We start from the raw sequence: 25,668 nt of genomic DNA on the forward strand, positions 1-25,668 counted from the left end.
TCAGATGTCCAATTTCTTCCAGGTATCACGCTGCATTATCAATGATATAGAGCGCTGCCAGGTTTCCGGCCGTTTAAACCGAAGGCGGGCAATTTCATGAGATATGACAAACCACAGCACCTGAGCAACCAGAAGCGTGACCAATATCACGCTAGCAAGGGGGCGCAGGGGTTCACTCCCAAGGGCCAGTAGGCCCAAACCAGCGCAAAACAGACCGACGCCCAGCCAGACCCCGCATTGCCGCCTTAGGTAGGCCGTGAACTCTGCAGATGGGTTTGGTCCTAGATGAGCGGCGGTGACGAACTGGAGCAAAACGCTGGGCTGCCCGCGCAGTAGATTGTGGCCAAAGACATAGGCCATGCTCAGATTGATTGCGATGACGGCGAGATAGGGCACAAATTGCAGCTCTGGCTTCAAGAACGCCAGGAGCACCCCCAAGGTCCCCCCGATCCTCAGCAGGATTAGTCTGGCCCATTGAAGGCCGCAGACATCACGCAAGAACAGCGAAAAGACATGCAGGGTGAACAGAATGAAGACAGCATTCAGCAGAGGCGAAGCGAACAGCCAGCAGGAGACGAGCAAGGCACCCGTGACGGCCGCCCTCAGATGAGGAGGCCAGCCTGCTGGATTTAGGCTCACGTCTTGCGGTTTTCCGCGATGTGACTGGAAAGAGCACGCACGCAAGAGAAGATCTCTTCGTTACGCTCATCATCGGAGCGCAGTTTGAAGCCATAGGTCTCGCTGATGGCAAAGGCGATTTCCAGGGCGTCGATGGAGTCAAGCCCAAGCCCCTCACCGAACAAAGGAGCATCAAAATCGATTTCCGCAGCAGTCACGTCATCCAGAACCAAAGCCTTCACAATCAATTCAGCGACTTCAATCTGTAGCTTTTCAAAATCGCCCTGATCTGCAAGTTGGGTTACTGACATGTCTGCTCCATTTTTTGGCACTGCCCCGAAGCAGATTTCGCTACGGCCTGTTTAGTGGCAATTTATTATCTGCCGGGAACTGTTCCGTCTAGCCAGAAATGGGGCGAGTTTATTCGCTATCATGCACAATCACCAGACGAGTAACCTGGAGGCTTAGTGAAGTGGCCCGGCTTTGTTGCGCAAATCGTCTGAAGGACAGACTCCCCCTTTCCCAGGACGGAGTTATCCTGGGGGCTCTGTGACAGGTTTGCCAAGAGCGGTGTAGCGGTTCAATACGGCGATCCGGATTTGGATCTCAGCGATCTATCGCTCGAAGTCTCGGGCCATCAAGGATTGGTCCAATTGCTTCACACAGTGCATCTTGGTCTCGACGCGGCTCCTGCGGTGATATCCGCTGCATCGCTTCCAAATGGTTCGATCGAGGTAGCGCGAGGCATCCACTGCATCGTTCCGAGCGATGGCTCCGGCCGGGGTGGGTTGCCGCGGTTTGGCGTTCTTGCGTGGTGGTAGGACAGCATGGGCACCACGAGCGGCACTCGCGTCATGGCATTTCTTTGTCAATTCCTATGTGTATCTTGCGCCAGAGCCGACGTTTTGGACCACCCTGCTTGCGAGCCTTCCACTCGCCTTCGCCTTCGGCCTTGAGCCGGGAGCTTGCGCCGTCGCGTAGGACTGCAGGTCTGCTCAAGCAGCTGCGGGAAATCCTTTTTCTCGAACACGTCGACGATCCTGGTCGGGTTGAATCAGGGTTCTTCGCGGCCATTGACCCCGCCGATCCGGTCGTCGAGGATATCTGCCTGCTGGCGGAGGGTCTGGCCCAAGCATTGCGCAACTCTCCGACCGTCTCGGGACTTCTTGGCTGTTCGATTGATGTCAATGGCACACAAGGTCCTCATTACAGCGTCGAAGCCCAAAAAATGGGAGACCTGAAATGAGCGCAGAACTTTCCCACCGAGAGTTTCTGTTGGCGTTAACTGCGGATGCAGTGATGCAAGCGCGCATCGTGCGTGACCAGCTCCATGAAGTCATCATCCCGTCACTGCCTCCGCATAGGTGCGTGCTTGCCGAGGCAGTGAAACGCCACCTGCATGCGGATGCACTGCTCACTGAGCCACTTTTGCGCGACCTGGAGATCTTGATCGATTTCATGCGGGTAGAAATCGAAAAAGGTATTCAGACAACGTGGATCGCCGATGAGCACAAAGTGCATGGCGGCCATCATGAGCGCCATTTCGATACGCGCGCACATTCTCTGGCGGTCGCTGTCGGGAATCCGATCGGCCTGTACGAAGCCGCCACCGAAGTCATCGACTATGCGAAAGCCGAGCGTCTGATTGACGATCTTCTTCAAGAATGAGCCAAGACGGCGCCTATCATCGGCGCCGTCATCTTGAGGGCAGAGATGCCCAGGGACTGGTTTAGACAACCAATCTCATGCGTGCCGACACCCATACCTTCTGCTGCTCAAGCGTCGGCACGCCTTTTGACAGAAATCGGCGGTGATACCGCGGAGAACGCAATTCTGGGCCAACCCGGATAGCGGGGCGGTGCAGTTGTCGAGGATGGCCTGGGTTTGTCAGACGGTTGTCGAGAGGCGCATTTCGTAGCCAGTGTATGCGGAGGATTTTCCTGTCGCTTTGGTCTCCGCCCTCGCAGCTTCAGCGAGTAGATTCTGGTCGGGATGCGGACCCCATAAGGTGGAGCAGTTTGTGGGGCAATTTGAGAACTCAAAATGGCAAACCCCTTAAAAAACATATCTTGTTGATTTTTAGGGGAGTGATCTTGGTGCCCAGGAGAGGACTCGAACCTCCACATCGTTGCCAATACTAGCACCTGAAGCTAGCGCGTCTACCAATTCCGCCACCTGGGCAGGTGTCGTGTTGGGGCCGTATAAGGCGATGCGCGGCGGGCGTCAAACGGAAAAGCAAAGCTAGGGCCATAAAAAATCACGACACCGTGCAATAGCAGGCAGGATCCGGGGAGGTTTCCATAGTCAGGTTTCTTTTCAACAGCTTATCCCGCCAGCCAGAGGGAGGTCAGAGGGCGGGTAAAGAGGGAAGTAAGAGGGCCAAATTTTCTTCCCTATTTGATCCTGCGCAAAGCGAGACCACGGATTAAGGGACAAATGGGAGTCATGAAACAGATTGATCGCCTTGCCGCGCTTGGGCTTTTTGACAGCCGCGTGCCCCGCTATACTTCCTATCCCACCGCGCCGGTGTTTAGCCCCAATATCGGGCTGACGTCGCAACAGCGACAGCTGGCAACCCTGGACCCAAAGGTTCCGGTGTCGGTCTATATCCACATCCCCTTTTGCGAACGCCTGTGCTGGTTCTGCGCCTGCCGCACCCAGGGCACCCAATCGCTGAGCCCGGTTGAGAGCTATATAGGCACGCTGGAGGCCGAGCTTGCCTTGCTGGCAGACACCCTGCCAAAGGGCCTGCGCATGGGGCGACTGCATTGGGGCGGCGGCACACCCACCATCCTGCCCCCTGCTTTGATCCACAGGCTGGCGCGCGCCGTCAAAGACGTGTTTGCGCAGACCCCCGACTGGGAGTTCTCGGTGGAAATCGACCCAACCCTGGTGGACCGGGACAAAATCGCCGCCCTTGCCGCCGAAGGCATGAACCGGGCCAGTATTGGCATCCAGGATTTTGATCCCCTGGTGCAAGAGGCCATTGGCCGCCAGCAGCCCTATGAGGCAACCCTGGCCTGTGTCGAGGATCTGCGCGCTGCTGGGATTACCTCGCTGAATGCCGATCTGGTCTACGGTCTGCCGCATCAAACCCCGGCTCGCATGGCGGATACGCTGGACAAGGTGCTGAGCCTCAAGCCCGACCGCATCGCCCTGTTTGGATATGCCCATGTGCCTTGGGTTGCCAAGCGCCAAAAGCTGATTGATGAGACGGTTCTGCCGGATGATCAGGCGCGCTTTGCCCTGGCGGGACAATCGGCAACCGCCTTTGCCGAAGCCGGGTTCCAAGCCATCGGTATCGACCACTTTGCCCTGCCGGACGACGGCCTGGCCAAGGCGGCGCGCACCGGTCATCTGCGACGCAATTTTCAGGGCTATACCGAAGACATCTGCCCTGCCCTCATTGGTATTGGTGCCTCGTCTATCTCGCGGTTTCCGGGCGGCTATGTGCAGAATGCTGCGGCCACTCCGGCCTATATCAAACATATCGAAGCCGGGCACCTGGCTGGCGCACGAGGCCACGAAATGACGCAGGAAGACCTGATGCGCGCGCGCGCCATTGAGATGATCATGTGTGATTTTGCCCTGGACCGAGAGGCTCTTTCGCAGCAATTTGGTGCGCTGACCGCCGGGCTGGACACAGATTTACAACAGGTGGTTGCCCGCTTTGGCGATCTGGTCAGCCTGACGGATGCAAAGCTGGAAATCACCGAAGAGGGACGCCCGATGACCCGGATTATTGCCAGCCTGTTTGATGCCCACATGCCAGCGGATGCCAAATTCAGCCGCGCCTCATAACGCGGAACATACCGTAAATTCAAAAAAGTGGAGGCGCGCCATCTGGCCCGCCTCCCCTAGAAGTCATGTAAGTCTTGCCGCCCAATCTGGGATCAGAACCCCCGGGTGGCCCCGTGCTTGGCATAGATTGCGGCGATCTTTTTCACCGCCTCTTCCGGGCTCAGCTCTTCGCTTTCACCGCTGCGGCGCGAGGTCAGTTCAACCACGCCGTTTTTCAGACCACGGGGGCCAACGGTGATGCGCCAGGGCAGGCCAATCAGATCCATGGTGGCAAATTTTCCGCCGGCGCGTTCTTTACGGTCATCATAAAGCGGCTCCAGCCCCAGCGCGGTCAGCGCCGCATACAGCTGGTTACAGGCAGCGTCCGCCTCGTCATCGCCCTGCTTGAGGTTGACGATACCACAGTGGAACGGCGTCACGCCTTCGGGCCAGATGATGCCCTTGTCGTCATGGCTGGCTTCGATGATGGCGCCCAACAGACGCGACACGCCAATGCCATGCGAGCCCATGTGAACCGGGGTGGGTTTGCCGTCTGGCCCCTGAACGGTTGCGCCCATGGCCTCGGAATATTTGGTGCCAAAATAGAAGATCTGGCCAACCTCGATACCACGCGCCACCCGGCGGCGCTCTTCTGGCACCTCGTTGAACAGCGCCGCGTCATGGGTCTCATCGGTGCGGGCATATTTTGAGGTGAACTCCTCCAGCACGCTCTGACACTGCTCGACACTGTCATAGTCGATTTCACGATCCCCAAAACTCAGATCGGTGACGGCGCTATCATAAAAGACCTCGCTTTCACCGGTTTCCGCCAGCACCAGGAACTCATGGGTATAATCGCCACCAATTGGCCCGCCGTCAGCGCGCATCGGAATGGCTTGCAGGCCCATGCGTTCATAGGTGCGCAGGTAGCTAACCAAGTGACGGTTATAGGCGTGCAGCGCGTCCTCCTGGGTGAGGTCGAAATTATACCCGTCCTTCATATAGAATTCGCGCCCCCGCATCACGCCAAAGCGCGGACGGATCTCATCGCGGAATTTCCACTGAATATGATAAAGGGTCAGCGGCAGATCCTTGTAGGAACTGACGTTGGCACGGAAAATATCGGTGATCAGCTCTTCATTGGTGGGACCATACAGCATATCGCGGCCATGGCGGTCGCTGATGCGCAGCATTTCGGCCCCATAGTCATCATAGCGACCGGACTCTTGCCACAGATCCGCCGATTGGATGGTGGGCATCAGCATCGGAATGTGGCCGGCGCGCTGCTGCTCTTCGTGCACGATGCCTTCAAGCTTTTTCAGCACTTTGAAGCCAAGCGGCAACCAGGAATAGATGCCAGCAGAGGATTGCTTGATCATTCCGGCGCGCAGCATGTAGCGGTGGCTGACAATTTGGGCCTCGGAGGGGGTCTCTTTCAGAACAGGCAGGAAATAGCGGGACAGGCGCATAATGGCTCCAGAGCTGATGTGGTTCGTGTTTTCGCGATCCCGCCCGGTGTAGTGGCTGCGACGAAGGCGAGCAAGAGCAGAGGCACGAAAGCACGGGCCGCCTGGCAAGCTGCCGGCCCGACCACAGGTGATTTTTACCGGCCTGTCAGCGCGATGTTGTCACTTTTCCATCCGAGCAGCGCAAAAATAACTTGAACGACCATACAGGAATATATCTGTTAGCGGAAACCTCACTGCCAGCCCGGAGCTGCTTCGCTGTCTTTAAGGAGAAAGACTTGACCAAAACCATTCTTGAACCAGCCCGTGAGATACCGGTGATCCATGAAACCGAAGTGCTGGTGGTGGGCTCCGGCCCCGGCGGGCTGGCCGCGGCATTGGCTGCGGCACGGGCTGGTGTTGCCGTGGCTCTGCTGGACCGGTTTGGCTGTTTTGGTGGCAATATCACCACCGTCGGCGTGGAGGGTTTTGCCTGGTATCGTCACGAGCAAACGGTTGAGGCCGGGGGGATAGGCTGGGAATTCGAAGACCGTGCCAAATCCATGGGCGCCGCCGTACCCGAAAGCCAATCCCTGTCCTATGAGCTGGACAGCGAGGGCTTCAAACTGGTGGCAGACAAGCTGGTAGAAGAGGCCGGAATCCACCCCATGCTGCACCGGGTCTTTGTGGCCCCAATCCGGGAAGGCAGCCGTGTCACCGGCGTCATTGTCGAAAGCAAGGCAGGCCGCGAAGCGGTGCTGGCCAAACGGGTGATCGACGCCACTGGTGATGCGGACATTGCCCATATGATGGGGGCGCCTACAATGAAAACCCCGGTGGAGGAAATGCAGGCGGCCAGCGTCATGTTCCACATCGCAGGTGTCGACAAGCAAAAATTCATCGAGGGCGTCAAGGCCGACCCGCAGACCTATGCTGACTGGTCCACCGGTGAATGGCAGGTCGAAACCTCCGGTAAAGAAGACGAGATGTATTCTCCCTTTTTGGCCAAACCCTTTGGACAAGCGATCCGCGACGGGGTGATCCCCGCGCATCTCAACACCATTGGCGGCACCTGGGGCGCGGTGCATGACAGTGGCGAGATGACCTATATGAACCTGGTGCATCTGGCAGGCATCGACGGCACCGACCCCGACAGCATGACCCAGGGCGAAATCGAAGGCCGCAAACAGGCCATGTTGGCGATAAAAGCGCTGAATGCCTACACGCCGGGCTGCGAAGCGGCGCGGTTGCGCAATTTTGGCATGACCATCGGCATTCGCGACACCCGCAAGATCGACGCCCACCACAACATTACCGAGGATGAGACCCGCAATCAGGGCCGCTTTGACGATAGCATCGGGATTTATCCGGAATTTATTGATGGTTATGGCGTGTTGATCCTGCCCACCACCGGACGCTATATGCAGATCCCCTATCGCGCCATGTTGCCAAAGGGAGTCGAAGGCCTGCTGGTGACCGGTCGCGCCATTGGTGGCGACAGAATCGCCCATGCCGCCACCCGCAACATGGCCTGTTGTGCCGTCGCGGGCCAAGGCGCAGGCATTGCTGCGGCCCTGTCCGTCAAATCAGACTGCGCGCTGGAGGCTGTGGACATCACCGCTTTGCAGGCGGAACTGAAACGCCAAGGCGTCAGGATCGAGTGACCTGCCCCATCCCGGCCCCTTCCTCGACCAGGGCGCCCCCCCCCGGCAACACAGCCTGGGTGGGATTCGCAGGGGCCGGAGCACGCGCCAAAGCGGGACTTTCGGCGCAAAAAACAGCTCAGATTAACCCCAGAGCCACCCGCTCCTCTTGCAAGGGGCGCGGCCTTGGGCGATGACTGAGCAAAGATCCTACGGATCAGTCCGCAAAAAGGCAGCGCAGTCATGGCCCTTCCGGCAAAAAAACAGTTCAAATACTGGGGCATTGCCGCCCTGATTTTTTCCATTGTGATGTGGTCGCTGGGCGACGTTTTACTGCCATTTGTGCTGGGCGCAGCCATTGCCTATCTGATCGACCCTGTTGCTGATCGACTGGAAACCATGGGGCTCAGTCGGTCGACGTCCACGGCTGTGATTGTCGTGTTCTTGATGCTGATCTTTTTGCTGGCTTTGCTTGTCTTGCTGCCGACGCTGATCAATCAGCTGATTGATCTGACCGAGACCCTGCCCAAGGCCTTTCTGGATCTGCGAGCCTTTGCGCAGACTCATTTCCCTTCTGTCTTTACCGAAGGCAGCCGGGCGCAACAAACCATTGCCTCGATTGTTGGCACCTTGCAGGGCAAAGGGATTGAACTGGTTGAGGGCATCGCCGGATCCGCAGTTTCGCTTCTGAATGTATTGGTATTGTTTATCATTGTTCCAGTGGTTGCCGTCTATTTGCTGCTCGACTGGGATCGTATGATAGCCCGTGTGGACGAACTGCTGCCGCGTGATCACGCCCCAATCATCCGCCGCCTGATGTCGCAGATCGACGCGGTTCTGGCCTCCTTCATTCGCGGCATGGGCACCGTCTGCCTGATTCTGGGCAGCTACTACGCTGTCACCTTGATGCTTGTTGGCCTCAACTTTGGCCTGGCGGTTGGCTTTATTGCCGGAATGGTCACCTTCATTCCCTACCTCGGAGCGCTGATTGGCGGCGCGTTGGCCATTGGCCTGGCCCTGTTCCAGTTCTGGGGCGATTGGTGGTCGATTGGCATCGTCGGCGCCATCTTTGCTTTTGGACAGGTGATCGAAGGCAACTACCTGACCCCCAAACTGGTGGGTAACTCCGTCGGATTGCACCCGGTCTGGCTGTTGCTGGCGCTGTCGGTTTTTGGCGCCCTTTTTGGATTCGTTGGTATGCTGGTCGCCGTGCCCCTGGCCGCCGCACTCGGGGTGGTTGCGCGTTTTCTGGTAGAACAGTATCTCGACAGCCGATTGTACCGGGGCTTGGAACACCCGGCCTTGCAGAAAAAAGACGAGACCTGAAATGGCCCAACAGCTGAGCTTTGATTTGCCCGCCAAAACGGCCCTGGGGCGGGATGACTTTTTTGTCGCCCCCTCCAATGCCATGGCTGTGGCCCTGTTGGACCCTTCCTTTCACTGGCCCAGCGGCAAACTGGTCCTGACCGGCCCTGCCGGCTCTGGCAAGACCCATCTCGCCCATGTCTGGGCCAGTCAGACCGGTGCCAAGATCCTGCAGGCCAGCAGCCTGCGGGAAGACCAGGTCCCCCAGCTGGCGCAGGCGCCGGTGGTGGTGGAGGATGTTCCGGCCATTGCTGGCAACCCTGAGGCCCAAAATGCCCTGTTCCACCTGCATAATCTGGTTCTGTCCAATGGTCATGCGCTGATGTTGACGGGGCGGGCCGCTCCGAATCTTTGGCAGCTGTCGCTGGCAGATCTGCAAAGCCGGGTGCAGGCCGCGACCCACGCCGAGCTGCAAGCCCCGGATGATGCGCTGCTTGCCGTGGTTCTGGCAAAACTGTTTAACGACAGGCAGGTAACGCCAAAACCTGATGTTATACCTTATCTGGTAGCCCATATGGATCGCTCATTTGCAGCTGCGGCTGTCATCGTAAAACAGCTTGATAGTCTGGCGCTCTCCGAAGGACGCACCCTGTCGCGCCCTCTTGCGGTCAGGCTGATGTCACAAGACCTTCCAAATGATCCGCTACAAGTAACCAAAAATGTCGCATATACCAGCGATTGACCCAAATCTGGGCATGGCCCATCGTGATAACACAAAGCAGAATTGATGAGGCGACCATGACCCCAGCCAAGGCCAGCTCCGCCCCCGATGGAGGCCCTTTTGGTCGCCCCGTTTTTGAAGACCCCAGCGCCCGCGCCCTATCGCGAGTAGGCGTGGTTGATGTCGGCTCCAACTCGGTTCGTATGGTGATCTTTGACGGCGCTGCACGTAGCCCGGCCTATTTCTACAACGAAAAGATCATGTGTGCCCTGGGCGCGGGCCTGTCGGAAACGGGCAAGCTGAACCCCAAAGGGCGCGTCCGGGCGCTGGCAGCGCTGCGCCGGTTCCAGCATCTGGCCCAAGGCATGGGGCTGCCGGGCCTGTCGGTGGTGGCCACAGCCGCAGTGCGCGACGCCGAGGATGGCCCGGAGTTCTGCGAGGAAGTCCTGCAGGAAACCGGGCTGAAAATCTGGGTGATTGACGGGCGCGAAGAGGCCCGGCTGTCTGCCCAGGGTGTATTGCTAGGCTGGCCCGGGTCTTATGGGCTGGTGTGCGATATTGGCGGCTCCTCGATGGAGCTGGCTGAAATCCACGATGGTGAGGTTGGAAAGCGTATGACTTCCTCGCTTGGGCCGCTAAAACTGCGTGACATCAAGGGCGGGCGTCGCGGACGCAAGGCGCATATATCTGCGGTCATGAAGGAGCTGAGCACCGAAATGGGGCGGCAGACGGATCGTCTGTTTCTTGTCGGCGGCAGCTGGCGCGCCATTGCCCGTGTCGACATGATGCGGCGCGGCTATCCCTTACGGGTTTTGCATGAATACCGAATGACCGCGCGGGATGTCCGTGAAACCCTGAAATATATCGACACCAATGATATCGAAGATCTGCGCACCGCCTGTGGTATCTCTGCCGCGCGGATGTCGCTTGTGCCCTATGCCATCGACGTGCTGTCGCGCCTGGTCAAAACCTTCAAGCCCAAAGATATTGCGGTGTCCAGCTATGGCATTCGCGAAGGCCTGCTCTATGAGCAGATGCCGCAGCGGCTGCGCAACCGGGACCCGCTGGTGGAATCCTGCCGCTTTGCCGAGTCCAAAGACGCGCGGCTGCCAGGCTTTGGCAAAACGCTCTATGATTTTGTTCTGCCGCTGTTCAGCTCTGGCCCGCACGCCCAGAAGCGCCTGATCAAGGCCGCTTGCCTGCTGCATGACGTCAGTTGGCGCGCCCACCCGGATTATCGCGCCGAAGTCTGCTTTGATAATGCAACCCGCGCCAATCTTGGCGGCTTGAAACACTCTGAACGGATTTTTCTCGGCCTGGCCCTGCTGCATCGCTACCGCAACAAAAGACAGGGCACTGCCTTTGAGTATCTTTACGACCTTTTGGACGAAAAGGGCCAAAAAGAAGCTGAGATCCTAGGCAAGGCCATGCGTTTTGGCGCTATGCTGATGGTCAGCGAAGAGGGCGATATTGGCACGTTGAAATGGCAGCCCCGCAAACGTCATCTGTGTTTGGAACTGCCCCGCGCCTGCGAGGATCTGTTTGGTGAAGTGGCCGAGAGCCGTCTGAAATCGCTGGCCGAGGCCTTAGAGGCTGAGCTCAGCGTCAAGATCACCAAATAAGGTCTGCTGACGTGATCACATGGGAGCTCTGCCTTGGCAGCGACCGCATGTGCTATCGCTCACAGATCTGTGGACCCGTCGCCTGCCCCGTCAGCTGAGCCACCTTCAGGTGGCGTGCTGTCTGGTTCATCTGGTTTACGGCGAATGATGATATCGCCATTGGGCAAGATTTCCGGCGCCTCATAGTGGCTCCAGTCTTCGACCTTGCCCGCGATTTCTGTCAATGCCGGCCCCATTTCCGCCAGGAAACTCTGCATTGAGGGGCCAATCTGAGACATCAGCCCTTCCAGCTCCTCCAGGGAAGGCGCCATTTCTTCGCGCAAGCCTTTCCAAAACAGCTCAGCCCCGCGCTCCATCAGGCTGGAGCCCCCACTGTCGCCATCCTGCGGGACACTGTCCTGGGCAACAAGCGGCGAGGCCATCAAAAAACTGGCGATCAGGGCGGGAGCAAAAATATGTTTCATGGGGTCAATATAGTCTCTCTGTGTAAAAATTTAAGTCAGCCCAAGATCCAATGAGACCGGAAAATGATCAGACGCCGCCAATAGCGCCTCCCGCAGGGGAATGTCGCCATAACACTCGGCATCCTCAAACGGGTGCCAGATACGCCAGCGCGGTGCGTAGGCCTCCAACCCGTGGGAAATCATGATATAATCAAGAAGCGCACCAAAATAGCGCTTGGTTGCGGCGTTGTAAAACCGGGAGGTCGAGGGCTGCACAATCTCGCGCGGTTTCAGCAGACCTTGTGCATGGGGATCGGTCAGCTCTGTCCCCATGACGATCTCAACCGAGGATTTTCCAAACAGGCGCTCATATTCGTCCAGCCCTGGACCGTCATTGAGATCCCCCATGACAATCACATGTTCGCCGGCCTCGGTGTGGTCTGCGACACGCCGATGCAGCCAGATCGCCTGGGCCAGCTGCTTGCGCCGGTTGGCGATGGAGAGCCGCACCACGTCTTTGGCGTTTTCAGCCCCATGGGGGGCCTTTGATTTCAAATGCGCACCGATCAGGCGCAAAGTCATGCCCTTTTTGGTGTTGACCCGCAGTTCCAGCGGCGGCTTGGAAAACCGGACCCGGTCCCTCCGGTCATCCACATCCAGATCAATATGAAAGCTATCATCAAAGCGTGGCGTGTCTTTGCTGACCTGGGGATCCACCTTCACGGTCAGCACCGTTGGATCATAGAGCAGCGCGATTTCTTGATGGGTGTCGGTGGCAAAACCGGAAACCGCAGTATCCGTGCGCAGGCCTGCCTCGGCGGCAAAGCGTTCCAACGCTCTTCTACAGCTCTGATTTCGCCCGGTGTTGGGTGCCTCCACGACCATAACCGCATCCGCATCCAGGCGTTGCAGCACATGGGCAATACCCCGGCCCTGGGTGTAGCGATCGACGCCATAGCGCCCAGAAGATTCACCATCGAGCATCAAATTGTCAGCATCGTCAAACAGATGCGCAAACCATTCGATATTATAGGTGACCAGGCGCATGTTTTTCACATCCGTTGATCTGATCCCAGGCGCGGTTGATATCTATCATGCGTTTTTCCGCCAGCCGCACGGCCTCTTCCGGCACTCCGCGCCCGATCATTGCATCCGGATGGGTGTCGCGCACCAGCTTGCGCCAGTATTTTCGGATCTCCTCACGCGGCATATCCGGGGGCACGCCAAGCACCGTATAGGGATCCTTGGGCGCATCCGGGACAAATCGCGCCCTAAGCGCCTGAAACTGCTGTGGTGTCTGGCCAAAGATCCGGCTCACATCCTCCAGAAACTCGTTTTCACCGGGATGATAAAAGCCATCTGCCATGGCGATATGGAACAGCCCCTCCATCAGATCACACAGGGTGCTGCTGTCCGAGGCAAACATCCGTTGGATACGCGCCGCATAGTCCTGATATCCGGCAATATCTGTCCGAGCCATATCAAAGACCCGCGCCGCGCCGGCCTCGTCGTTTTGGGCGATCTGGAACACTTCGCGAAAGGCGGTGACCTCATCCCGGGTGACCTGGCCATCTGCCTTTGCCATCTTGGCGCCCAGAGCCACCACCGCAATGGCAAAGGCTACCGATCGCTCGGGCGGGGTGCGCAGACGGTCAAAAACATCCGCAAGGCTTTCGCCCTTTCCAAGCGCAGACAGCGCATCTGAGATTCGGGACCAAAGAGTCATATCAATACCTTAGCTGGAAACCCAGCCGATGTCAGTGCTGCCCCGCGTTGCCGCTGCACACCGCGGCGGGCAACTGGCAAATCACCGCCGGTGGCGTCTGATTTCAGCGCAGATGGCGGCGCCCGTGGGGCGTGTCGAACTCAGCCTCAAACCCCATCGGGCCGGTCTCAAAACTGATCCGCGGATCAGACATTGGCATCACCTCTTGCAAAGCGCCCGCCTCGGGGTGGGAAATCACCAGGTGGTGCAGCCGACAGCCCTGCTGCTGCAGGCTGGGCGCCGGATGGGCGGAATGCCACTCAATCAGTGCTGGAAACATATTGTCATAGGGCAGAATCCCGTCCGCCGGCACCGCCATATCCCACTTCAGATCGCCCCGCGTCAGCGAAACAGGCTCCCCTGCCCCTTTTGGCAGCCCGGCCAGTTGTGCGGGCAGATCGGTGCAGCGGCAAATCCAGTTGCTGATCCGGGGCGCCCCGGTAAACCGGTCCAGATCAAACCAGCAGGGGCGCCGCTGGGGGGTGGCAGATGGATCAATGGCGATGGCTTCAAGATAAAGCCCATCCGCCAACCCAAGCAGGTAATTATGGGTGCCAAACATCGCATGTTGCCCGCCCGGCTGCAGCGCCACACCAAGCGCCTCTTCCACATGAACCCGCGCCTCTTCCAGAGTTGCGCCTGCGACGGCCAGGTGATCCAGTTCCATCATGCTCTCCTATTTTGGCCACACCCTAGCCGGCCTCTTGCGACATTCAAGCGCAAAGCTAAGGAGGTGATCACTGGCAGACATTCATAGTTTGGAAACCATAAGGTACTGCCAGCGCTTGAATTATGGCCTGCCCCCTATGAAATTAAGAAAACTTTGGACATGGCGCGGGCTTCAGATAATGAGGCCCCTTCTTCCATGTCCGTGTCAAAAGCGCGCCAGGACACCTGGTGCCGTGTGAACGAGGTATAGGAGGTCATCTGATGCTGATCCAAGGTTCAATGAGCCAGGAACTACTGTCGAGCCTGAACAGGAAATCGACAAAGATGAATGGTGAGCAAGCAGAAAAGCTCGCAGCCTTTCTGTCCAGTTTCGAGCCTGACAAGCTATTGGACACCAATGCCCGCACAATGCTCATTCAGGTCAAAGACCCGGACCTGGGCAGCGGAAATAATCTTGACGCAGCCTTGGCGGGGTCAGGCAGCGCGGCAGCCGAGCGGGTAGCCCAATCCGGAGCCGATGCGGCCTTGCGCGCGGACCGTCCGCTGCCGCCACAGGAAAGGCAGGGAATTTCGACCGTTGACGACGAAATTGTCGAGCTGATCGCCGCCACCGTTGAGGCCTATGATTCAACCAGTGAAGACGCGTTGAGTTTAGGCGACACCGTTTTGGCCGCCTTGGAAGAGGCGGGCTATGATAAGTCGCAACCGGCCATCGATTTTTACGCGTGAGGGGCCGCAACGGCTGCGCACACCAGATCCAAGCCAGTGCAAGGCCGCGCTCCCAAACCGGTTTAAGGCTGCAACACATATGGGCGCAGGATCCCCCGCGCCCATAAATCTGATGACCAGAATATCCGGCGGATCCAGTCCATGACCGGATCTGCACCTGTGTCTTTGCTCAGCTGCGGGCTTCGCGGATCAGTTTCAGGACATCCTGCGCCGCTTCGGGGATGTTGGTGCCAGGGCCAAAGATCGCTTTGACGCCGTTGTCATAAAGATACTGGTAGTCCTGCTGCGGAATAACTCCGCCGCAGATCACAAGAATATCCTCGGCGCCCTGCTCTTTCAGTTCCTTTACCAGCTGCGGTGCCAGGGTTTTGTGACCTGCCGCCTGGGATGAGATACCGATAACATGCACATCATTGTCGATGGCATCCTGCGCCGCCTCTGCGGGGGTCTGAAACAGTGGACCTACGTCCACATCAAACCCGATATCGGCAAAGGCTGTGGCGATTACCTTGGCGCCCCGGTCGTGCCCGTCCTGGCCCATCTTGACCACCAGAAGACGCGGGCGACGCCCTTCTTCTTCGGCAAAGGCTTCGATGCTTTTCTGGATCTCGGCAAAGCCTTCGTCGCCTTCATAGGCCGCGCCATAGACCCCCGCCAGAGTTTTCACCTCGGCGCGGTGACGGCCAAATTCTTTTTCCATCGCCATGCTGATTTCTCCAACTGAGGCCCGCATCCGCGCCGCTTCGACGGCAGCTTCCAGCAGGTTGCCGCCATTTTTGGCACGATTGGTCAACTCATCCAACGCAGCCTGACACGCCGCCTCGTCGCGCTCGTCGCGCATTTTCTGCAAACGGGCAATCTGGCTTTCGCGCACGGCCACGTTGTCCACGTCCAGGATGTCGATCGGGTCTTCTTTTTCCTTGCGGTATTTGTTGACGCCGACAATCACCTCTTCGCCGCGGTCGATCATTGCCTGACGACGGGCGGCGCTTTCCTCGATGCGCAGCTTGGGCATGCCAGAGGCCACAGCCTTGGTCATGCCGCCCATTTCCTCAACCTCCGACATCAGCGCCCAGGCCTTGTCGATCAGCTCGTTTGTCAGGCTTTCCACATAGTAAGAGCCCGCCAGCGGGTCGACCACATTGGTGACGCCGGTTTCTTCCTGCAACACCAGCTGAGTGTTACGGGCAATACGCGCCGAGAATTCGGTGGGCAGCGCGATGGCTTCGTCCAGCGCATTGGTGTGCAGCGATTGGGTGCCGCCCAAAACCGCCGACATCGCCTCATAGGCGGTGCGGATCACGTTGTTATAGGGGTCTTGTTCCTGCAGGGACACGCCCGAGGTCTGGCAGTGGGTGCGCAGCATCTTGGACCGGTCGGACTTGGCGTCAAATTCGGTCATGACGCGATGCCACAGGGTGCGCGCCGCGCGCAGTTTGGCAATTTCCATGAAGAAGTTGGTGCCAATGGCAAAGAAAAAGCTGAGACGGCCGGCAAATTTATCCACATCCATACCCGCCTCGGTAGCGGCGCGGACATATTCGCGACCATCAGCCAGCGTATAGGCCAGCTCCTGCACCAGATTGGCGCCGGCTTCCTGCATGTGGTAGCCGGAAATCGAGATCGAATTGAACTTGGGCATCTCATTGGAGGTGTATTCAATGATATCCGAGATGATCTTCATCGAAGGCTCTGGCGGATAAACATAGGTGTTGCGGACCATGAATTCCTTCAGAATATCGTTCTGAATGGTGCCCGCCAGCAGTGCCTTGTCATGGCCCTGCTCTTCGCCCGCCACGATGAAGCTGGCCAGGATCGGGATCACCGCGCCGTTCATGGTCATCGACACCGAAACCTTGTCGAGCGGAATACCGTCAAACAGGATCTTCATGTCCTCAACAGAATCGATGGCAACGCCAGCCTTGCCCACATCGCCCACTACCCGTTCGTGATCGCTGTCATAGCCCCGGTGGGTGGCCAGATCAAAGGCCACGGAAACCCCCTGCTGGCCCGCTTCCAGATTGCGGCGGTAAAAAGCGTTGCTCTCTTCGGCGGTGGAAAAGCCCGCATATTGCCGAATGGTCCAGGGGCGGCCTGCATACATCGTGGCCTTGACGCCACGGGTGAAAGGGCCAAAGCCGGGCAGCGTGCCCATATGCGGTAGCTCGGCGGTGTCTTCAGCCGTATACAGCGGCTTGACCTCAATACCTTCCAGTGTCTTCCAGGTCAGGTCTTCGAGTGGGCGGCCACGGAGCTCTTTTTCAGCCAGAGCCCGCCAATCGTCTGTCTTGCTTGTCATGGGATCTTCCTCTTGTCATATCTGTTTGGGGCAGGTTTAGTCCTGCCGCCTGGTGTTCTGGATCCTGGACCAGCTGCGCCAGCCCATCGGCGCCGGCAGTCAGCCACATCAGATCATCTGAATAATTCTCGCGCAGCATGGCGCTTTGGGTTTCGTCAAAGGGGCGCCAGCGCCCCTCTCCTTCGGGCAGCTCAAGGGCTGTGTTTGTCAGCACATGGGCCCGCAGATCTTCCAGCCGCAAGGAGGCGTTGAGCCGCACCCGTGCATGGTTGCGCGGGGCTTCGCTGTTGCTCAGCAGTTGCAGTTGCAGTTCAGGGCGGCCGCAAAAGATCTCAAAGGGCAGGACCTGGATCTCCACCCCGGGCATGGCGCAGGCGATATCGGAAATAACATCGCGCCAGCTGCGGCTGCTCTCGGCAAGGTTTTGCAATTGCAAATGCGACGGGACGCGGTGCCCCCGGGTGACCGCATAGGTCAGGGCAGAGGTCCAGTAGCTTTCCAGGCTGCGAATATTGAGCGCCACAGAAGAAATCTGGCCATCAAAGGCTTCGGCGTAGCGTGCCAGCCGCTCCCCGACGCCACTATAAAGCCCGCCGAGCCGCAGATTTGTGCGGGTGCTGCCGATGAGGTTTTCATCACTGACAATAAGTTGCTGAATGCCGCGCTCCCGGCTGTGGTTCAGGTTCATCCTGATCCGCCCCTGCGCCCGTTTTGCCAGCGCTGTGGAATTCACCACCGAAGGTGTGGGCAAGACCCCGTGCAGCAAGCCATTGCGGGTGCGTCGTGGTCCCCAAAACCCTATCCCTTGCGTTTCAAGCTCTGCTGCATTCTGGCGCAGGTATTCCTGAAAAGAGGTGGTGGCACAGCGGTGTGCCCCAAGATGAAGACAGGTTTGCATCGCATTTCCAATTCTTTGGACGGGAGGCGCGTTCCGCACCTCTGAAAAGGGAGACTGCGCGATCATTGTCCACAGACCCTCTCAAAGCGATTAACAAGCGTGGTTTTTTTTCTGCAAACAGGCCGATTGCCCATCGCATTTATGCGCCATGCGCATATATTGAGGCCAACAGGAGAGATTATGAAACCAATCCTAGCCCTTGTTTTGTCGAGTTTTCTTCCGCTTACCCTAGCTGTAGCAGCCCAAGCTTCAGAGCCTGAGCCCCCCACGCTTGTGCAGCCCGGAGAAGAGGTCGATCTGTCCAGTTTTCTGTGGCACAAGCGCCCAATTGTTGTCTTTGCCGACAGCCCGGAAGACCCCCGGTTCAAAGAGCAAATGATCCTGTTGACCAGCGAAGCAGAGGCCTTACTGGAACGCGATGTCGTGGTCCTGACCGATACCACCCCAAAACCCACCTCGGCGCTGCGCAAGCAACTGCGCCCGCGTGGGTTCATGCTGGTTCTGGTGGGCAAGGACGGGGGCGTGAAGCTGCGCAAACCACATCCCTGGACAGTCCGCGAGCTGTCGCGCACCATCGACAAGTTCCAGGACCGTTTGCGAGAGGTCGAAGATCGGCGCGAGAACTGAGAGCCATTCGCGCGCCAGCCGCGCCTTTTACGCATGGGAGTTTGCGCGTTTGGCCAGGGGTTTAGCCGTTGCTGCGCACGTAGATCACTGCCTTGGCCTGTGAATCCACAATCATTACGCCGTGCCCTTCGGGGATAAAGGCCATGCGCGAGCTGGGGTTCATAATCGCCTGATGGTAGATGGATTTCACCAGCTCGCTCATGCAGTTGACCCCGGCCAGGCCGGAGTTGAGCACGCTGATCCCATGCGGCAGATCGCGCGACATGATCGCTTCGACCAGCGCATTGGGGGATTTGTCGCCAACCTTGAACACCACCGGCTGCCCATCGGCCAGCATCTTGAGCCCGGTATCCACCGAACGCGCGGCGCCAAGCAGCGACGAGATGCGTGGGCTGTCGGTGTGAAACACTGCCGCCGTGCAGGTGCCGTTGGATTTGAAGAAATAGGTATCGCCCAGTGTGACCCATTCGGAGAGCTGAACACGCAGCTCGTCTTCCTTGTCCAGCGCGCAGCCGGACAGAAGAAACAAAGCCGAAATCAACGTTACTGCCAGTCGAAACATGTGCCACCCTGCGATAAACCAATGGGATTGATCTCGCACAGAGGTCTGAAGATTTGGTGCATGCACCTGCATTGCATGTGGAAAAAGCAGGCTCAGCGCGACCCGAAGGTCGCAACTGACACCGGAATTTCGCGGCCAGAGCACCCTGCCCCGCCCGTGAAATCCGGCTTATGCCTGCCTCTGTGATCACCCCTCAAATTCCATGATCACTTCGTCAACTGCCAGGCTGTCGCCTGCACTTGCGTTGATCTTGGCAATCACGCCTTTCCTTTCGGCACGCAGAATGTTTTCCATCTTCATCGCTTCAACCGAACACAGGGCCTGGCCTTCCTGGACTTCGTCGCCAACCTCGACATCGATTTTCACCACCAGACCGGGCATCGGACAGAGCAGCAGTTTCGACGTATCAGGCGCCACTTTTTCCGGCATCAGTTCGGCCAGTTCCGCCTGACGCTTCGTGCGCACATGCACTTTGATATCAGCACCACGGGACCGGATCCGGAAGCCACCCGAAATCTTGCCCACTTTCAGCACCAGCGGGGTGCCATCCACATCGATTGTCGCCAGCTGATCTCCCGGCGTCCAATCGCTGGCGATGCGCATGGCCGCGCCATCCTGGAAGGTGACCGTGGCCCCCAACTGGTCGGCCTCAATGCTGACCGGGAAGTTCTGCCCCTGCAGGGTAACAACCCAGTCGCTGCCAACCCGGCGCTCGTGATTGTCCATCCGGCCAGACACCCGCGTGCGGCGAATTTCGGCAACCCGGTGCATCGCAGCCGCCGAGGCCGCAATCCGGCGCAGCGCCTCTTCGGGCAGATCAACACCAACAAAACCTTCGGGATACTGTTCTTCGATAAAGGCGGTGGTCATGGCGCCCTCAATGAAGATCGGGTGATCCATCACCGCCGACAGGAAAGGCAGGTTGTGGCCAATACCTTCGACCTCAAACCCGTCCAGTGCATTGCGCATCGCCTCAATCGCCTGATCGCGGGTGGGTGCCCAGGTGCAAAGCTTGGCGATCATCGGGTCATAATACATCGAGATTTCGCCGCCCTCATAGACGCCGGTATCATTGCGCACCGCGATACCCGCGCCCGCAGGCGCATCGCCCTGCCATTTGCCATTATCCAACAGCGGACCACCCGACAGCTCAGCCGGGGGACGATAGCGGGTCAGACGGCCAATCGAGGGCAGAAAGCCCCGATAGGGATCTTCGGCATAAAGACGGTTTTCAATCGCCCAGCCGTTCAGCTGCACGTCGTCCTGCGAGATCGTCAGCGGCTCACCATTGGCGACCCGGATCATCTGTTCCACCAGGTCAACACCGGTGATCAGCTCAGTCACCGGGTGTTCCACCTGCAAACGGGTATTCATTTCCAGGAAGTAGAAGTTCTTATCGCCGTCCACGATGAATTCCACGGTCCCGGCAGAGGCATAATCCACCGCCTGAGCCAGGGCGACAGCCTGCTCCCCCATGGCCTTGCGGGTGGCCTCATCCAGGAAAGGGCTTGGCGCTTCTTCCACAACCTTCTGCTGGCGACGCTGGATCGAACACTCGCGCTCGCCCAGGTAGATGCCATTGCCATGGGCATCGCAAAGCACCTGAATTTCGATATGGCGCGGTTGCGTCACAAATTTCTCGATAAAGATCCGGTCATCACCAAAGGAACTCGCCGCCTCGTTCTTGGAAGACTGGAAGCCTTCGCGGGCCTCTTCGTCGTTCCAGGCAATTCGCATGCCTTTGCCGCCACCGCCAGCTGAAGCCTTGAGCATCACCGGATAGCCGATCTCGCGCGAGATCTTTACCGCCTCATCGGCGTCTTCGATCAGGCCCATGTGACCAGGAACTGTGGAAACACCCGCTTCCTTGGCGATTTTCTTCGAGGTGATCTTGTCACCCATCTTTTCAATGGCCCCCACAGGCGGGCCAACAAAGGCTACACCCTCGGCCGCCAGGGCCTCAGCGAACTTGGAGTTTTCCGACAAAAAACCATAGCCAGGATGAACCGCCTGAGCGCCGGTTGCGCGAATGGCCTCCATCACCTTATCGATAACAATATAGGACTGATTGGCAGGGGGCGGGCCGATATGAACCGCCTCATCGGCCATTTGCACATGCAGGGCCTGCTTATCCGCATCCGAATAGATGGCAACGGTTTTGATACCCATCTTGCGGGCGGTCTTGATAACACGGCAGGCGATCTCGCCCCGGTTCGCGATCAGGATCTTTTCAAACATTGGCAGTCCCTTGTTCTTTTGTATGCCGAAATGCAAAACGCCGCAGGCGAGCTCTGGGCTCGCCGGCGGCGCTTGCGTGAGTATCTGCTGTCGCCCGAAGGGGCTGACAGATCAGTGAAACTGGTGCTGTAGTCGCCCTAGCAACGGCCAGGGTTTTCCTTGCAATAGATAAGATTGGCCGCTGTACCGACGGCCGCACCGGTGAGCAAATGCCCCCCCAGCAAAGCCGATCCGACGGCCCCCGCACCGGCGCCAAAGGCGACTTGTTCGCCGGTGGTGTCGCCACAGGCTGACAGGGCCGTGCAAAGCCCCAACGCAGATGTGAAAAGGATTGCCCGCATAGTATTTTAACTCCTTTTTGTGGAGAGCGCTGCTCTCTTCTCCAACAAGCAGTTGTCGGGCCAGCGGGCAACAAATCAGTGTGTGAGCCGCAAAAATGAGCAGCCCTGCGCCCAAAGGTGCTGCGCGCTCGGCGGGCTTTCGCCACTGGCGCCGCCCTGCCCGCACCGCGAGCCTGTTCAGCAGGGTTAAACAACGGGGCGAAGCCCACAATCCGACCGACGAGGACAGCGCCCACGCCCCGCCCCCGCTGGTCGCCTGCGCCTGGCTTCGCCCCGCGCATCACAGGCTCTTCCCCTCAAAGGCTTCCGGAAAAGACCGCTGAGCCAGTTCGACATCAAGAACCAGAAGAGCCTCATAGGAGGCCGGATCAAAGGGATCTTCTGCGGGGAGAACTTCCCGGCCAAAAAGCCAGCTCAATCGGCCCGCATCCAGGTTGCCCCGTTCAAAGGGCTGGTCGCCAAACTGCTGCAACAAAGCCTGCATAAAGGCGGCATCAGCACGCCGGTCTGCCGGTTTGCGATCCCGGAACCGTTCGCGTTTGGTCAGCTCGGTCACCCCTTTGGGATTGGGGCGACGAACGACAAATTGAAAATCTGTTCCCGGCAGACGGCCAGGAAACCCTCGGTGCTTTAGCATGATGGTGCCTCCGATCCGGCACCCCGAGGGACGGCTGGGGCCGGCCACAGGGCCGGACCCCATGTGTCGTTACTTGTATTTTCCGGTGTATACTGGCTCAACCGAGATGGGTTCGGGATCGACCACAACGAACTCTTCTTCACGGTTACCACAGGCGGCAACCATCGCCAGCAGACCTGCCAGCGTGATAAACTTGATGCTCTTGGACATTTCTGTCTCCTGAATGTGTTTACGAGACCGCCAAGACCTACTGCCTTGTCCAGCCTCAACCTCAATTTGCGAAGGGTACTGTGACCATTCGCGCCAAGGATAGCCGGATTACCGGGTGAATCACATCGAAAACCACCCCTCACAGGGGGCTGTGGCCGCAAAGCCGCAAAACACCGCCCATGGCAAGAGTGCGCCGCAAGATGTTGTAGAGACATCAAAAAGCCTCCCAAATGCAGCGACCTTCACCAGGACGATAGGCTTCAAAAAACTGGGTTGCGTCGGGATCCGGGGTGCCAAATTCTACCGGGCGGTCCGAAAAGGAGATCACCACCATGCTGGGGGACAGGGCATGCTGGGCCAGATAGTCCAGCGCCAGCGAGTCGCACAGATAGTCCATATCCGCAGCGCTGCGCTGGAAATCCGCGCCCGCTTCTACGCCCGCTTCTGCCCCCTCCGGCGCCTGACGCGAAATTCCGGGCACAACAAACCGGAACCGCGCCCAAAGCGCACCAGGACTGTCGTCCAGCAAGACTTCCGACAACAGCACCTGCTGCCCCGAGGGCACCGTCACAGGCACAAAGGCCCCAGAAAGCGCGGCCTCCTCAGCCTCAAGGATCTGAGTCGTAAGCAGCAGACAAAGGCCACTGCCAAAAAAGACCTTTTGTACAGGGGGAAACAGCCAATCACCAAATCCGCAACCCCACCCCCCAATGACTTGGGCTCCTCCGGGCGGGGCTGCTGGCGCTGCGCCACTGGCGCGCGCTGTCTGGTATTGGTGCTGGCAGATCATTGTCCAGTCTCGGCCTCTTTGTCAAACCCTGTTGTAGATTTGTGCAGTTTTACTTCTGATTGCGCGCTCTTTAAGCGCTTCTTGTCTCGCATTGCATGTCGCAGCCAACGGCTGCGCTTTGCCTCATCCGCCAGTACCGCCTTGATTTCAGAGGCCAAGTTACCCGGAACCCGCCCAGCCACACGGCCACCCGCTGTGACCAGCAAGCCATCGCCCTGCTCTTCGACCTTCACCACTGGAGAAAAGCCCCGCACGGCCTGAACCGCCCGCCACATGTCTTGGCGGATCTGCTGCGCCAGTCGCAGCGGATCCGCTGGAGGTAACACCACGGACACGGCGACATCAAAGCGCGGCGGGACTTGGCGCGCCACTGTCAAAGAGCCCTCTTCGCGAAAGATATGCCACTTGCCGCGCATCACGTTGCGCCAAGCCCACAAACCGCAAGCAGACCACCAGCTTCGAGCGCGCCGCAAACCACAGCTGACACCGTGCACGCCTGATCTTTCCGAAGCCCTGTCATTGCCTCACGCTTTCCTTTTCATCTTTCCAAAAATACCTTCGGGGGTGCGGGGGCAGACAGCCCCCGCGACAACACCCGCTCAAAGCGGAATGTTGTCGTGCTTTTTCCACGGATTTTTCAGTGACTTGCCCCGCAGGGAGGCAAAGGCACGCGACACCCGGCGGCGGGTGGATTTGGGCTGGATCACCTCGTCAATGAAGCCCCGCTCGGCTGCCACAAAAGGATTAGCAAACCGGTCCTCATAGTCTGCTGTATGGGCCGCGATCTTTTCCGCATTACCCAGATCGGCGCGGTGAATGATCTCGGTGGCACCCTTGGCGCCCATCACCGCAATTTCAGCGGTCGGCCAGGCGTAGTTGAAATCGCCGCGCAGGTGCTTGGAGGCCATAACGTCATAGGCACCACCATAGGCCTTGCGGGTGATCACAGTGACCTTTGGTACCGTGGCTTCGCCGTAGGCGAACAGCAGCTTGGCACCATGTTTGATCACACCGCCATATTCCTGGCTTGTGCCAGGCAGGAAGCCAGGAACATCCACCAGGGTCAGGATTGGAATTTCAAAGCAATCACAGAAGCGCACAAACCGCGCTGCCTTGCGCGAGCTGTCGATATCAAGGCAGCCCGCCAGCACCATTGGCTGGTTGGCAACCACACCCACGGTCTGGCCTTCAAGGCGGATAAAGCCGGTGATGATGTTTTTAGCGTAGTCTTCCTGGATCTCGTAGAAATCCCCCTCATCCGCCACTTTGGTGATCAGCTCTTTCATATCGTAGGGCGAATTGGGGTTCGCCGGGATCAGCGTATCCAGGCTGTCCTCGATCCGACCGGGTTCATCAAAGAAGGGCCGCACCGGCGGCTTTTCACGATTGTTGAGCGGCAGAAAGTCAACCAGGCGGCGGACCTCGGCCAGGGCCTCGACATCGTTTTCAAAGGCCGCATCAGCGACAGAGGACTTTTTGGTATGGGTGGACGCCCCGCCCAGCTCCTCGGCGGTGACGACCTCATTGGTGACAGTCTTGACCACATCCGGGCCGGTCACAAACATGTAAGAGGTGTCTTTCACCATAAAGATAAAATCAGTCATCGCGGGCGAATAGACCGCACCACCGGCGCAGGGCCCCATGATTACCGAGATCTGCGGCACAACGCCGCTGGCCATGATGTTGCGCTGAAACACTTCAGCATAGCCTGCCAGCGAGTCGACACCTTCCTGGATCCGGGCACCCCCAGAATCATTCAAACCGATGATGGGCGCGCCGTTCTGAATGGCCATATCCTGGATCTTGCAAATCTTTTGCGCATGGGTTGCGGACAGGGACCCGCCAAAGACCGTGAAATCCTGGCTGAACAGATAGACCATGCGCCCGTTAATGGTGCCCCAGCCGGTGATGACACCATCCCCCGCAGGCTTTTGTTCTTCCATGCCAAAATCGGTGCAGCGGTGCGACACAAACATGTCGAACTCTTCAAAACTGCCCTCATCCAGCAGAAGCTCGATCCGCTCGCGTGCGGTCAGCTTGCCACGCCCGTGTTGCGCATCAATGCGGCGCTGGCCGCCACCAAGTCGCGCGGCATCGCGACGGTCTTCCAGCTCGGACAGAATATCTTTCATGGCACAGATCCCCATATAGAATTTGTCGCAGACTACCGCCGAGAGGCGCCAAGCCAAAGGCCTAAATGGCAAATTTGCAAACATTTTGCATATCAATATCGAATAGTTGAATATTTGCTAATCCCCTCGCATTGTTTCCAAATTCGATTCAATGCAACACATTCTTGCCGTAATGCGTTCACCCTTCGTTCAGC

At 58.3% G+C, this 25,668-nt stretch carries 26 protein-coding genes, 1 tRNA gene and 1 pseudogene; 9 read left to right on the forward strand and 19 right to left on the reverse strand.

Features of this window, described 5'->3' with window-relative positions:
- The 3 genes and pseudogenes from N1037_14900 to N1037_14910 form a co-directional block, all read right to left on the reverse strand.
- Entirely contained in the window at positions 1 to 639 is a 639-nt protein-coding gene (locus tag N1037_14900) for a hypothetical protein (GenBank protein UWS78552.1), read from the reverse strand.
- Positions 636 to 929, reverse strand: a complete 294-nt coding sequence (locus N1037_14905) for a phosphopantetheine-binding protein (GenBank protein UWS78553.1) — start codon at positions 927 to 929, stop codon at positions 636 to 638. The genes N1037_14900 and N1037_14905 overlap by 4 nt, the downstream gene beginning before the upstream one ends.
- 222 nt (positions 930 to 1,151) lie before the next feature.
- Positions 1,152 to 1,602 (reverse strand): annotated as a pseudogene (locus N1037_14910) (IS5/IS1182 family transposase).
- Between N1037_14910 and N1037_14915 the strand changes: the two are divergent.
- Positions 1,538 to 1,864, forward strand: a complete 327-nt coding sequence (locus tag N1037_14915) for a hypothetical protein (protein UWS81417.1) — start codon at positions 1,538 to 1,540, stop codon at positions 1,862 to 1,864. The pseudogene N1037_14910 and the gene N1037_14915 overlap by 65 nt on opposite strands.
- Positions 1,861 to 2,286 carry a hypothetical protein gene (locus N1037_14920; protein ID UWS78554.1) on the forward strand — a complete coding sequence of 142 codons (426 nt, stop codon included), beginning with the start codon at positions 1,861 to 1,863 and terminating at the stop codon, positions 2,284 to 2,286. Before N1037_14915 ends, N1037_14920 begins: the two co-directional genes overlap by 4 nt.
- Before the next feature lie 426 nt (positions 2,287 to 2,712).
- On the opposite strand, the gene N1037_14925 is transcribed toward N1037_14920, so the two are convergent.
- Positions 2,713 to 2,799: transfer RNA gene (locus N1037_14925), tRNA-Leu, on the reverse strand.
- Between the two features lie 264 nt (positions 2,800 to 3,063).
- On the opposite strand from N1037_14925, the gene hemN reads away from it, so the two are divergent.
- The gene (gene hemN / locus N1037_14930; protein ID UWS78555.1) at positions 3,064 to 4,419 is read left to right on the forward strand and encodes an oxygen-independent coproporphyrinogen III oxidase; all 1,356 of its coding nucleotides are present in this window, start codon (positions 3,064 to 3,066) and stop codon (positions 4,417 to 4,419) included.
- 92 nt (positions 4,420 to 4,511) lie between these two features.
- On the opposite strand, the gene N1037_14935 is transcribed toward hemN, so the two are convergent.
- A complete protein-coding gene (locus tag N1037_14935; GenBank protein UWS78556.1) occupies positions 4,512 to 5,867 on the reverse strand; it encodes a proline--tRNA ligase in 1,356 nt (451 codons plus the stop codon).
- 275 nt (positions 5,868 to 6,142) lie between these two features.
- Between N1037_14935 and N1037_14940 the strand changes: the two genes are divergently transcribed.
- From N1037_14940 to N1037_14955, 4 genes are all read left to right on the forward strand, one after another.
- A complete protein-coding gene (locus N1037_14940) occupies positions 6,143 to 7,507 on the forward strand; it encodes an FAD-dependent oxidoreductase (protein UWS78557.1) in 1,365 nt (454 codons plus the stop codon).
- Positions 7,508 to 7,729: 222 nt separating this feature from the next.
- On the forward strand, positions 7,730 to 8,812 hold the full coding sequence (locus N1037_14945; GenBank protein ID UWS78558.1) for an AI-2E family transporter: 1,083 nt from the start codon (positions 7,730 to 7,732) through the stop codon (positions 8,810 to 8,812).
- Position 8,813: 1 nt separating this feature from the next.
- Positions 8,814 to 9,533 carry a DnaA/Hda family protein gene (locus tag N1037_14950; protein ID UWS78559.1) on the forward strand — a complete coding sequence of 240 codons (720 nt, stop codon included), beginning with the start codon at positions 8,814 to 8,816 and terminating at the stop codon, positions 9,531 to 9,533.
- A gap of 56 nt (positions 9,534 to 9,589) precedes the next feature.
- The gene (locus tag N1037_14955; protein ID UWS78560.1) at positions 9,590 to 11,134 is read left to right on the forward strand and encodes a Ppx/GppA family phosphatase; all 1,545 of its coding nucleotides are present in this window, start codon (positions 9,590 to 9,592) and stop codon (positions 11,132 to 11,134) included.
- Between the two features lie 59 nt (positions 11,135 to 11,193).
- Here the strand turns inward: N1037_14955 and N1037_14960 are convergent, their stop codons facing one another.
- The 4 genes from N1037_14960 to N1037_14975 all read right to left on the reverse strand — a co-directional run bounded on the left by N1037_14960 (position 11,194) and on the right by N1037_14975 (position 14,009).
- Entirely contained in the window at positions 11,194 to 11,598 is a 405-nt protein-coding gene (locus N1037_14960; GenBank protein ID UWS78561.1) for a hypothetical protein, read from the reverse strand.
- Between the two features lie 30 nt (positions 11,599 to 11,628).
- Positions 11,629 to 12,624 (reverse strand): endonuclease/exonuclease/phosphatase family protein, encoded by a 996-nt coding sequence (locus tag N1037_14965; GenBank protein UWS78562.1) that lies wholly within the window; start codon positions 12,622 to 12,624, stop codon positions 11,629 to 11,631.
- Positions 12,605 to 13,303, reverse strand: coding sequence for a molecular chaperone DjiA (locus N1037_14970; GenBank protein UWS78563.1), 699 nt, complete (start codon positions 13,301 to 13,303; stop codon positions 12,605 to 12,607). Before N1037_14970 ends, N1037_14965 begins: the two co-directional genes overlap by 20 nt.
- Before the next feature lie 103 nt (positions 13,304 to 13,406).
- A complete protein-coding gene (locus N1037_14975) occupies positions 13,407 to 14,009 on the reverse strand; it encodes a VOC family protein (GenBank protein ID UWS78564.1) in 603 nt (200 codons plus the stop codon).
- A 263-nt stretch (positions 14,010 to 14,272) separates the two neighbouring features.
- On the opposite strand from N1037_14975, the gene N1037_14980 reads away from it, so the two are divergent.
- Positions 14,273 to 14,740, forward strand: coding sequence for a hypothetical protein (locus N1037_14980; GenBank protein UWS78565.1), 468 nt, complete (start codon positions 14,273 to 14,275; stop codon positions 14,738 to 14,740).
- Between the two features lie 169 nt (positions 14,741 to 14,909).
- Here the strand turns inward: N1037_14980 and scpA are convergent, their stop codons facing one another.
- Together scpA and N1037_14990 are read right to left on the reverse strand one after the other, a co-directional pair.
- On the reverse strand, positions 14,910 to 17,039 hold the full coding sequence (gene scpA / locus N1037_14985) for a methylmalonyl-CoA mutase (GenBank protein ID UWS78566.1): 2,130 nt from the start codon (positions 17,037 to 17,039) through the stop codon (positions 14,910 to 14,912).
- The gene (locus tag N1037_14990) at positions 17,002 to 17,937 is read right to left on the reverse strand and encodes a hypothetical protein (protein ID UWS78567.1); all 936 of its coding nucleotides are present in this window, start codon (positions 17,935 to 17,937) and stop codon (positions 17,002 to 17,004) included. The genes scpA and N1037_14990 overlap by 38 nt, the downstream gene beginning before the upstream one ends.
- Before the next feature lie 180 nt (positions 17,938 to 18,117).
- Here N1037_14990 and N1037_14995 point away from each other — a divergent pair, with 180 nt between their 5' ends.
- A complete protein-coding gene (locus N1037_14995) occupies positions 18,118 to 18,564 on the forward strand; it encodes a DUF4174 domain-containing protein (GenBank protein UWS78568.1) in 447 nt (148 codons plus the stop codon).
- A gap of 61 nt (positions 18,565 to 18,625) precedes the next feature.
- Here N1037_14995 and N1037_15000 read toward each other — a convergent pair whose 3' ends face one another.
- From N1037_15000 to N1037_15035, 8 genes are all read right to left on the reverse strand, one after another.
- On the reverse strand, positions 18,626 to 19,126 hold the full coding sequence (locus N1037_15000) for a hypothetical protein (protein UWS78569.1): 501 nt from the start codon (positions 19,124 to 19,126) through the stop codon (positions 18,626 to 18,628).
- A gap of 186 nt (positions 19,127 to 19,312) precedes the next feature.
- Positions 19,313 to 21,364, reverse strand: a complete 2,052-nt coding sequence (locus tag N1037_15005; protein UWS78570.1) for an acetyl/propionyl/methylcrotonyl-CoA carboxylase subunit alpha — start codon at positions 21,362 to 21,364, stop codon at positions 19,313 to 19,315.
- Between the two features lie 137 nt (positions 21,365 to 21,501).
- A complete protein-coding gene (locus N1037_15010) occupies positions 21,502 to 21,705 on the reverse strand; it encodes a hypothetical protein (GenBank protein ID UWS78571.1) in 204 nt (67 codons plus the stop codon).
- 280 nt (positions 21,706 to 21,985) lie between these two features.
- Positions 21,986 to 22,342, reverse strand: a complete 357-nt coding sequence (locus N1037_15015; GenBank protein ID UWS78572.1) for a hypothetical protein — start codon at positions 22,340 to 22,342, stop codon at positions 21,986 to 21,988.
- A 69-nt stretch (positions 22,343 to 22,411) separates the two neighbouring features.
- Positions 22,412 to 22,552 (reverse strand): hypothetical protein, encoded by a 141-nt coding sequence (locus N1037_15020; GenBank protein ID UWS78573.1) that lies wholly within the window; start codon positions 22,550 to 22,552, stop codon positions 22,412 to 22,414.
- 214 nt (positions 22,553 to 22,766) lie between these two features.
- Positions 22,767 to 23,129: a DUF6497 family protein gene (locus tag N1037_15025; GenBank protein UWS78574.1), complete on the reverse strand. Its 363-nt coding sequence runs from the start codon at positions 23,127 to 23,129 to the stop codon at positions 22,767 to 22,769.
- 209 nt (positions 23,130 to 23,338) lie between these two features.
- On the reverse strand, positions 23,339 to 23,758 hold the full coding sequence (locus tag N1037_15030; protein UWS78575.1) for a hypothetical protein: 420 nt from the start codon (positions 23,756 to 23,758) through the stop codon (positions 23,339 to 23,341).
- Between the two features lie 183 nt (positions 23,759 to 23,941).
- A complete protein-coding gene (locus tag N1037_15035; protein ID UWS78576.1) occupies positions 23,942 to 25,474 on the reverse strand; it encodes an acyl-CoA carboxylase subunit beta in 1,533 nt (510 codons plus the stop codon).
- Positions 25,475 to 25,668 lie beyond the last annotated feature (194 nt).

This window comes from Phaeobacter sp. G2 (assembly GCA_025163595.1).
GTDB lineage: Bacteria > Pseudomonadota > Alphaproteobacteria > Rhodobacterales > Rhodobacteraceae > Pseudophaeobacter.

Bases quoted from the DNA above. Each gene is read 5' to 3' on its own strand.
- N1037_14960 (UWS78561.1), bottom strand. From the start codon at position 11,598: ATGAAACATATTTTTGCTCCCGCCCTGATCGCCAGTTTTTTGATGGCC.
- N1037_15005 (UWS78570.1), bottom strand. From the start codon at position 21,364: ATGTTTGAAAAGATCCTGATCGCGAACCGGGGCGAGATCGCCTGCCGT.
- N1037_14935 (UWS78556.1), bottom strand. From the start codon at position 5,867: ATGCGCCTGTCCCGCTATTTCCTGCCTGTTCTGAAAGAGACCCCCTCC.
- N1037_15030 (UWS78575.1), bottom strand. From the start codon at position 23,758: ATGCGCGGCAAGTGGCATATCTTTCGCGAAGAGGGCTCTTTGACAGTG.
- N1037_15015 (UWS78572.1), bottom strand. From the start codon at position 22,342: ATGCTAAAGCACCGAGGGTTTCCTGGCCGTCTGCCGGGAACAGATTTT.
- N1037_15010 (UWS78571.1), bottom strand. From the start codon at position 21,705: ATGCGGGCAATCCTTTTCACATCTGCGTTGGGGCTTTGCACGGCCCTG.
- N1037_15000 (UWS78569.1), bottom strand. From the start codon at position 19,126: ATGTTTCGACTGGCAGTAACGTTGATTTCGGCTTTGTTTCTTCTGTCC.
- N1037_14950 (UWS78559.1), top strand. From the start codon at position 8,814: ATGGCCCAACAGCTGAGCTTTGATTTGCCCGCCAAAACGGCCCTGGGG.
- N1037_15020 (UWS78573.1), bottom strand. From the start codon at position 22,552: ATGTCCAAGAGCATCAAGTTTATCACGCTGGCAGGTCTGCTGGCGATG.
- N1037_14955 (UWS78560.1), top strand. From the start codon at position 9,590: ATGACCCCAGCCAAGGCCAGCTCCGCCCCCGATGGAGGCCCTTTTGGT.
- N1037_14905 (UWS78553.1), bottom strand. From the start codon at position 929: ATGTCAGTAACCCAACTTGCAGATCAGGGCGATTTTGAAAAGCTACAG.
- N1037_14970 (UWS78563.1), bottom strand. From the start codon at position 13,303: ATGACTCTTTGGTCCCGAATCTCAGATGCGCTGTCTGCGCTTGGAAAG.
- N1037_14945 (UWS78558.1), top strand. From the start codon at position 7,730: ATGGCCCTTCCGGCAAAAAAACAGTTCAAATACTGGGGCATTGCCGCC.
- N1037_14920 (UWS78554.1), top strand. From the start codon at position 1,861: ATGAGCGCAGAACTTTCCCACCGAGAGTTTCTGTTGGCGTTAACTGCG.
- scpA (UWS78566.1), bottom strand. From the start codon at position 17,039: ATGACAAGCAAGACAGACGATTGGCGGGCTCTGGCTGAAAAAGAGCTC.
- hemN (UWS78555.1), top strand. From the start codon at position 3,064: ATGAAACAGATTGATCGCCTTGCCGCGCTTGGGCTTTTTGACAGCCGC.
- N1037_14990 (UWS78567.1), bottom strand. From the start codon at position 17,937: ATGCAAACCTGTCTTCATCTTGGGGCACACCGCTGTGCCACCACCTCT.
- N1037_14965 (UWS78562.1), bottom strand. From the start codon at position 12,624: ATGCGCCTGGTCACCTATAATATCGAATGGTTTGCGCATCTGTTTGAC.
- N1037_15035 (UWS78576.1), bottom strand. From the start codon at position 25,474: ATGAAAGATATTCTGTCCGAGCTGGAAGACCGTCGCGATGCCGCGCGA.
- N1037_14995 (UWS78568.1), top strand. From the start codon at position 18,118: ATGAAACCAATCCTAGCCCTTGTTTTGTCGAGTTTTCTTCCGCTTACC.
- N1037_14975 (UWS78564.1), bottom strand. From the start codon at position 14,009: ATGGAACTGGATCACCTGGCCGTCGCAGGCGCAACTCTGGAAGAGGCG.
- N1037_14980 (UWS78565.1), top strand. From the start codon at position 14,273: ATGCTGATCCAAGGTTCAATGAGCCAGGAACTACTGTCGAGCCTGAAC.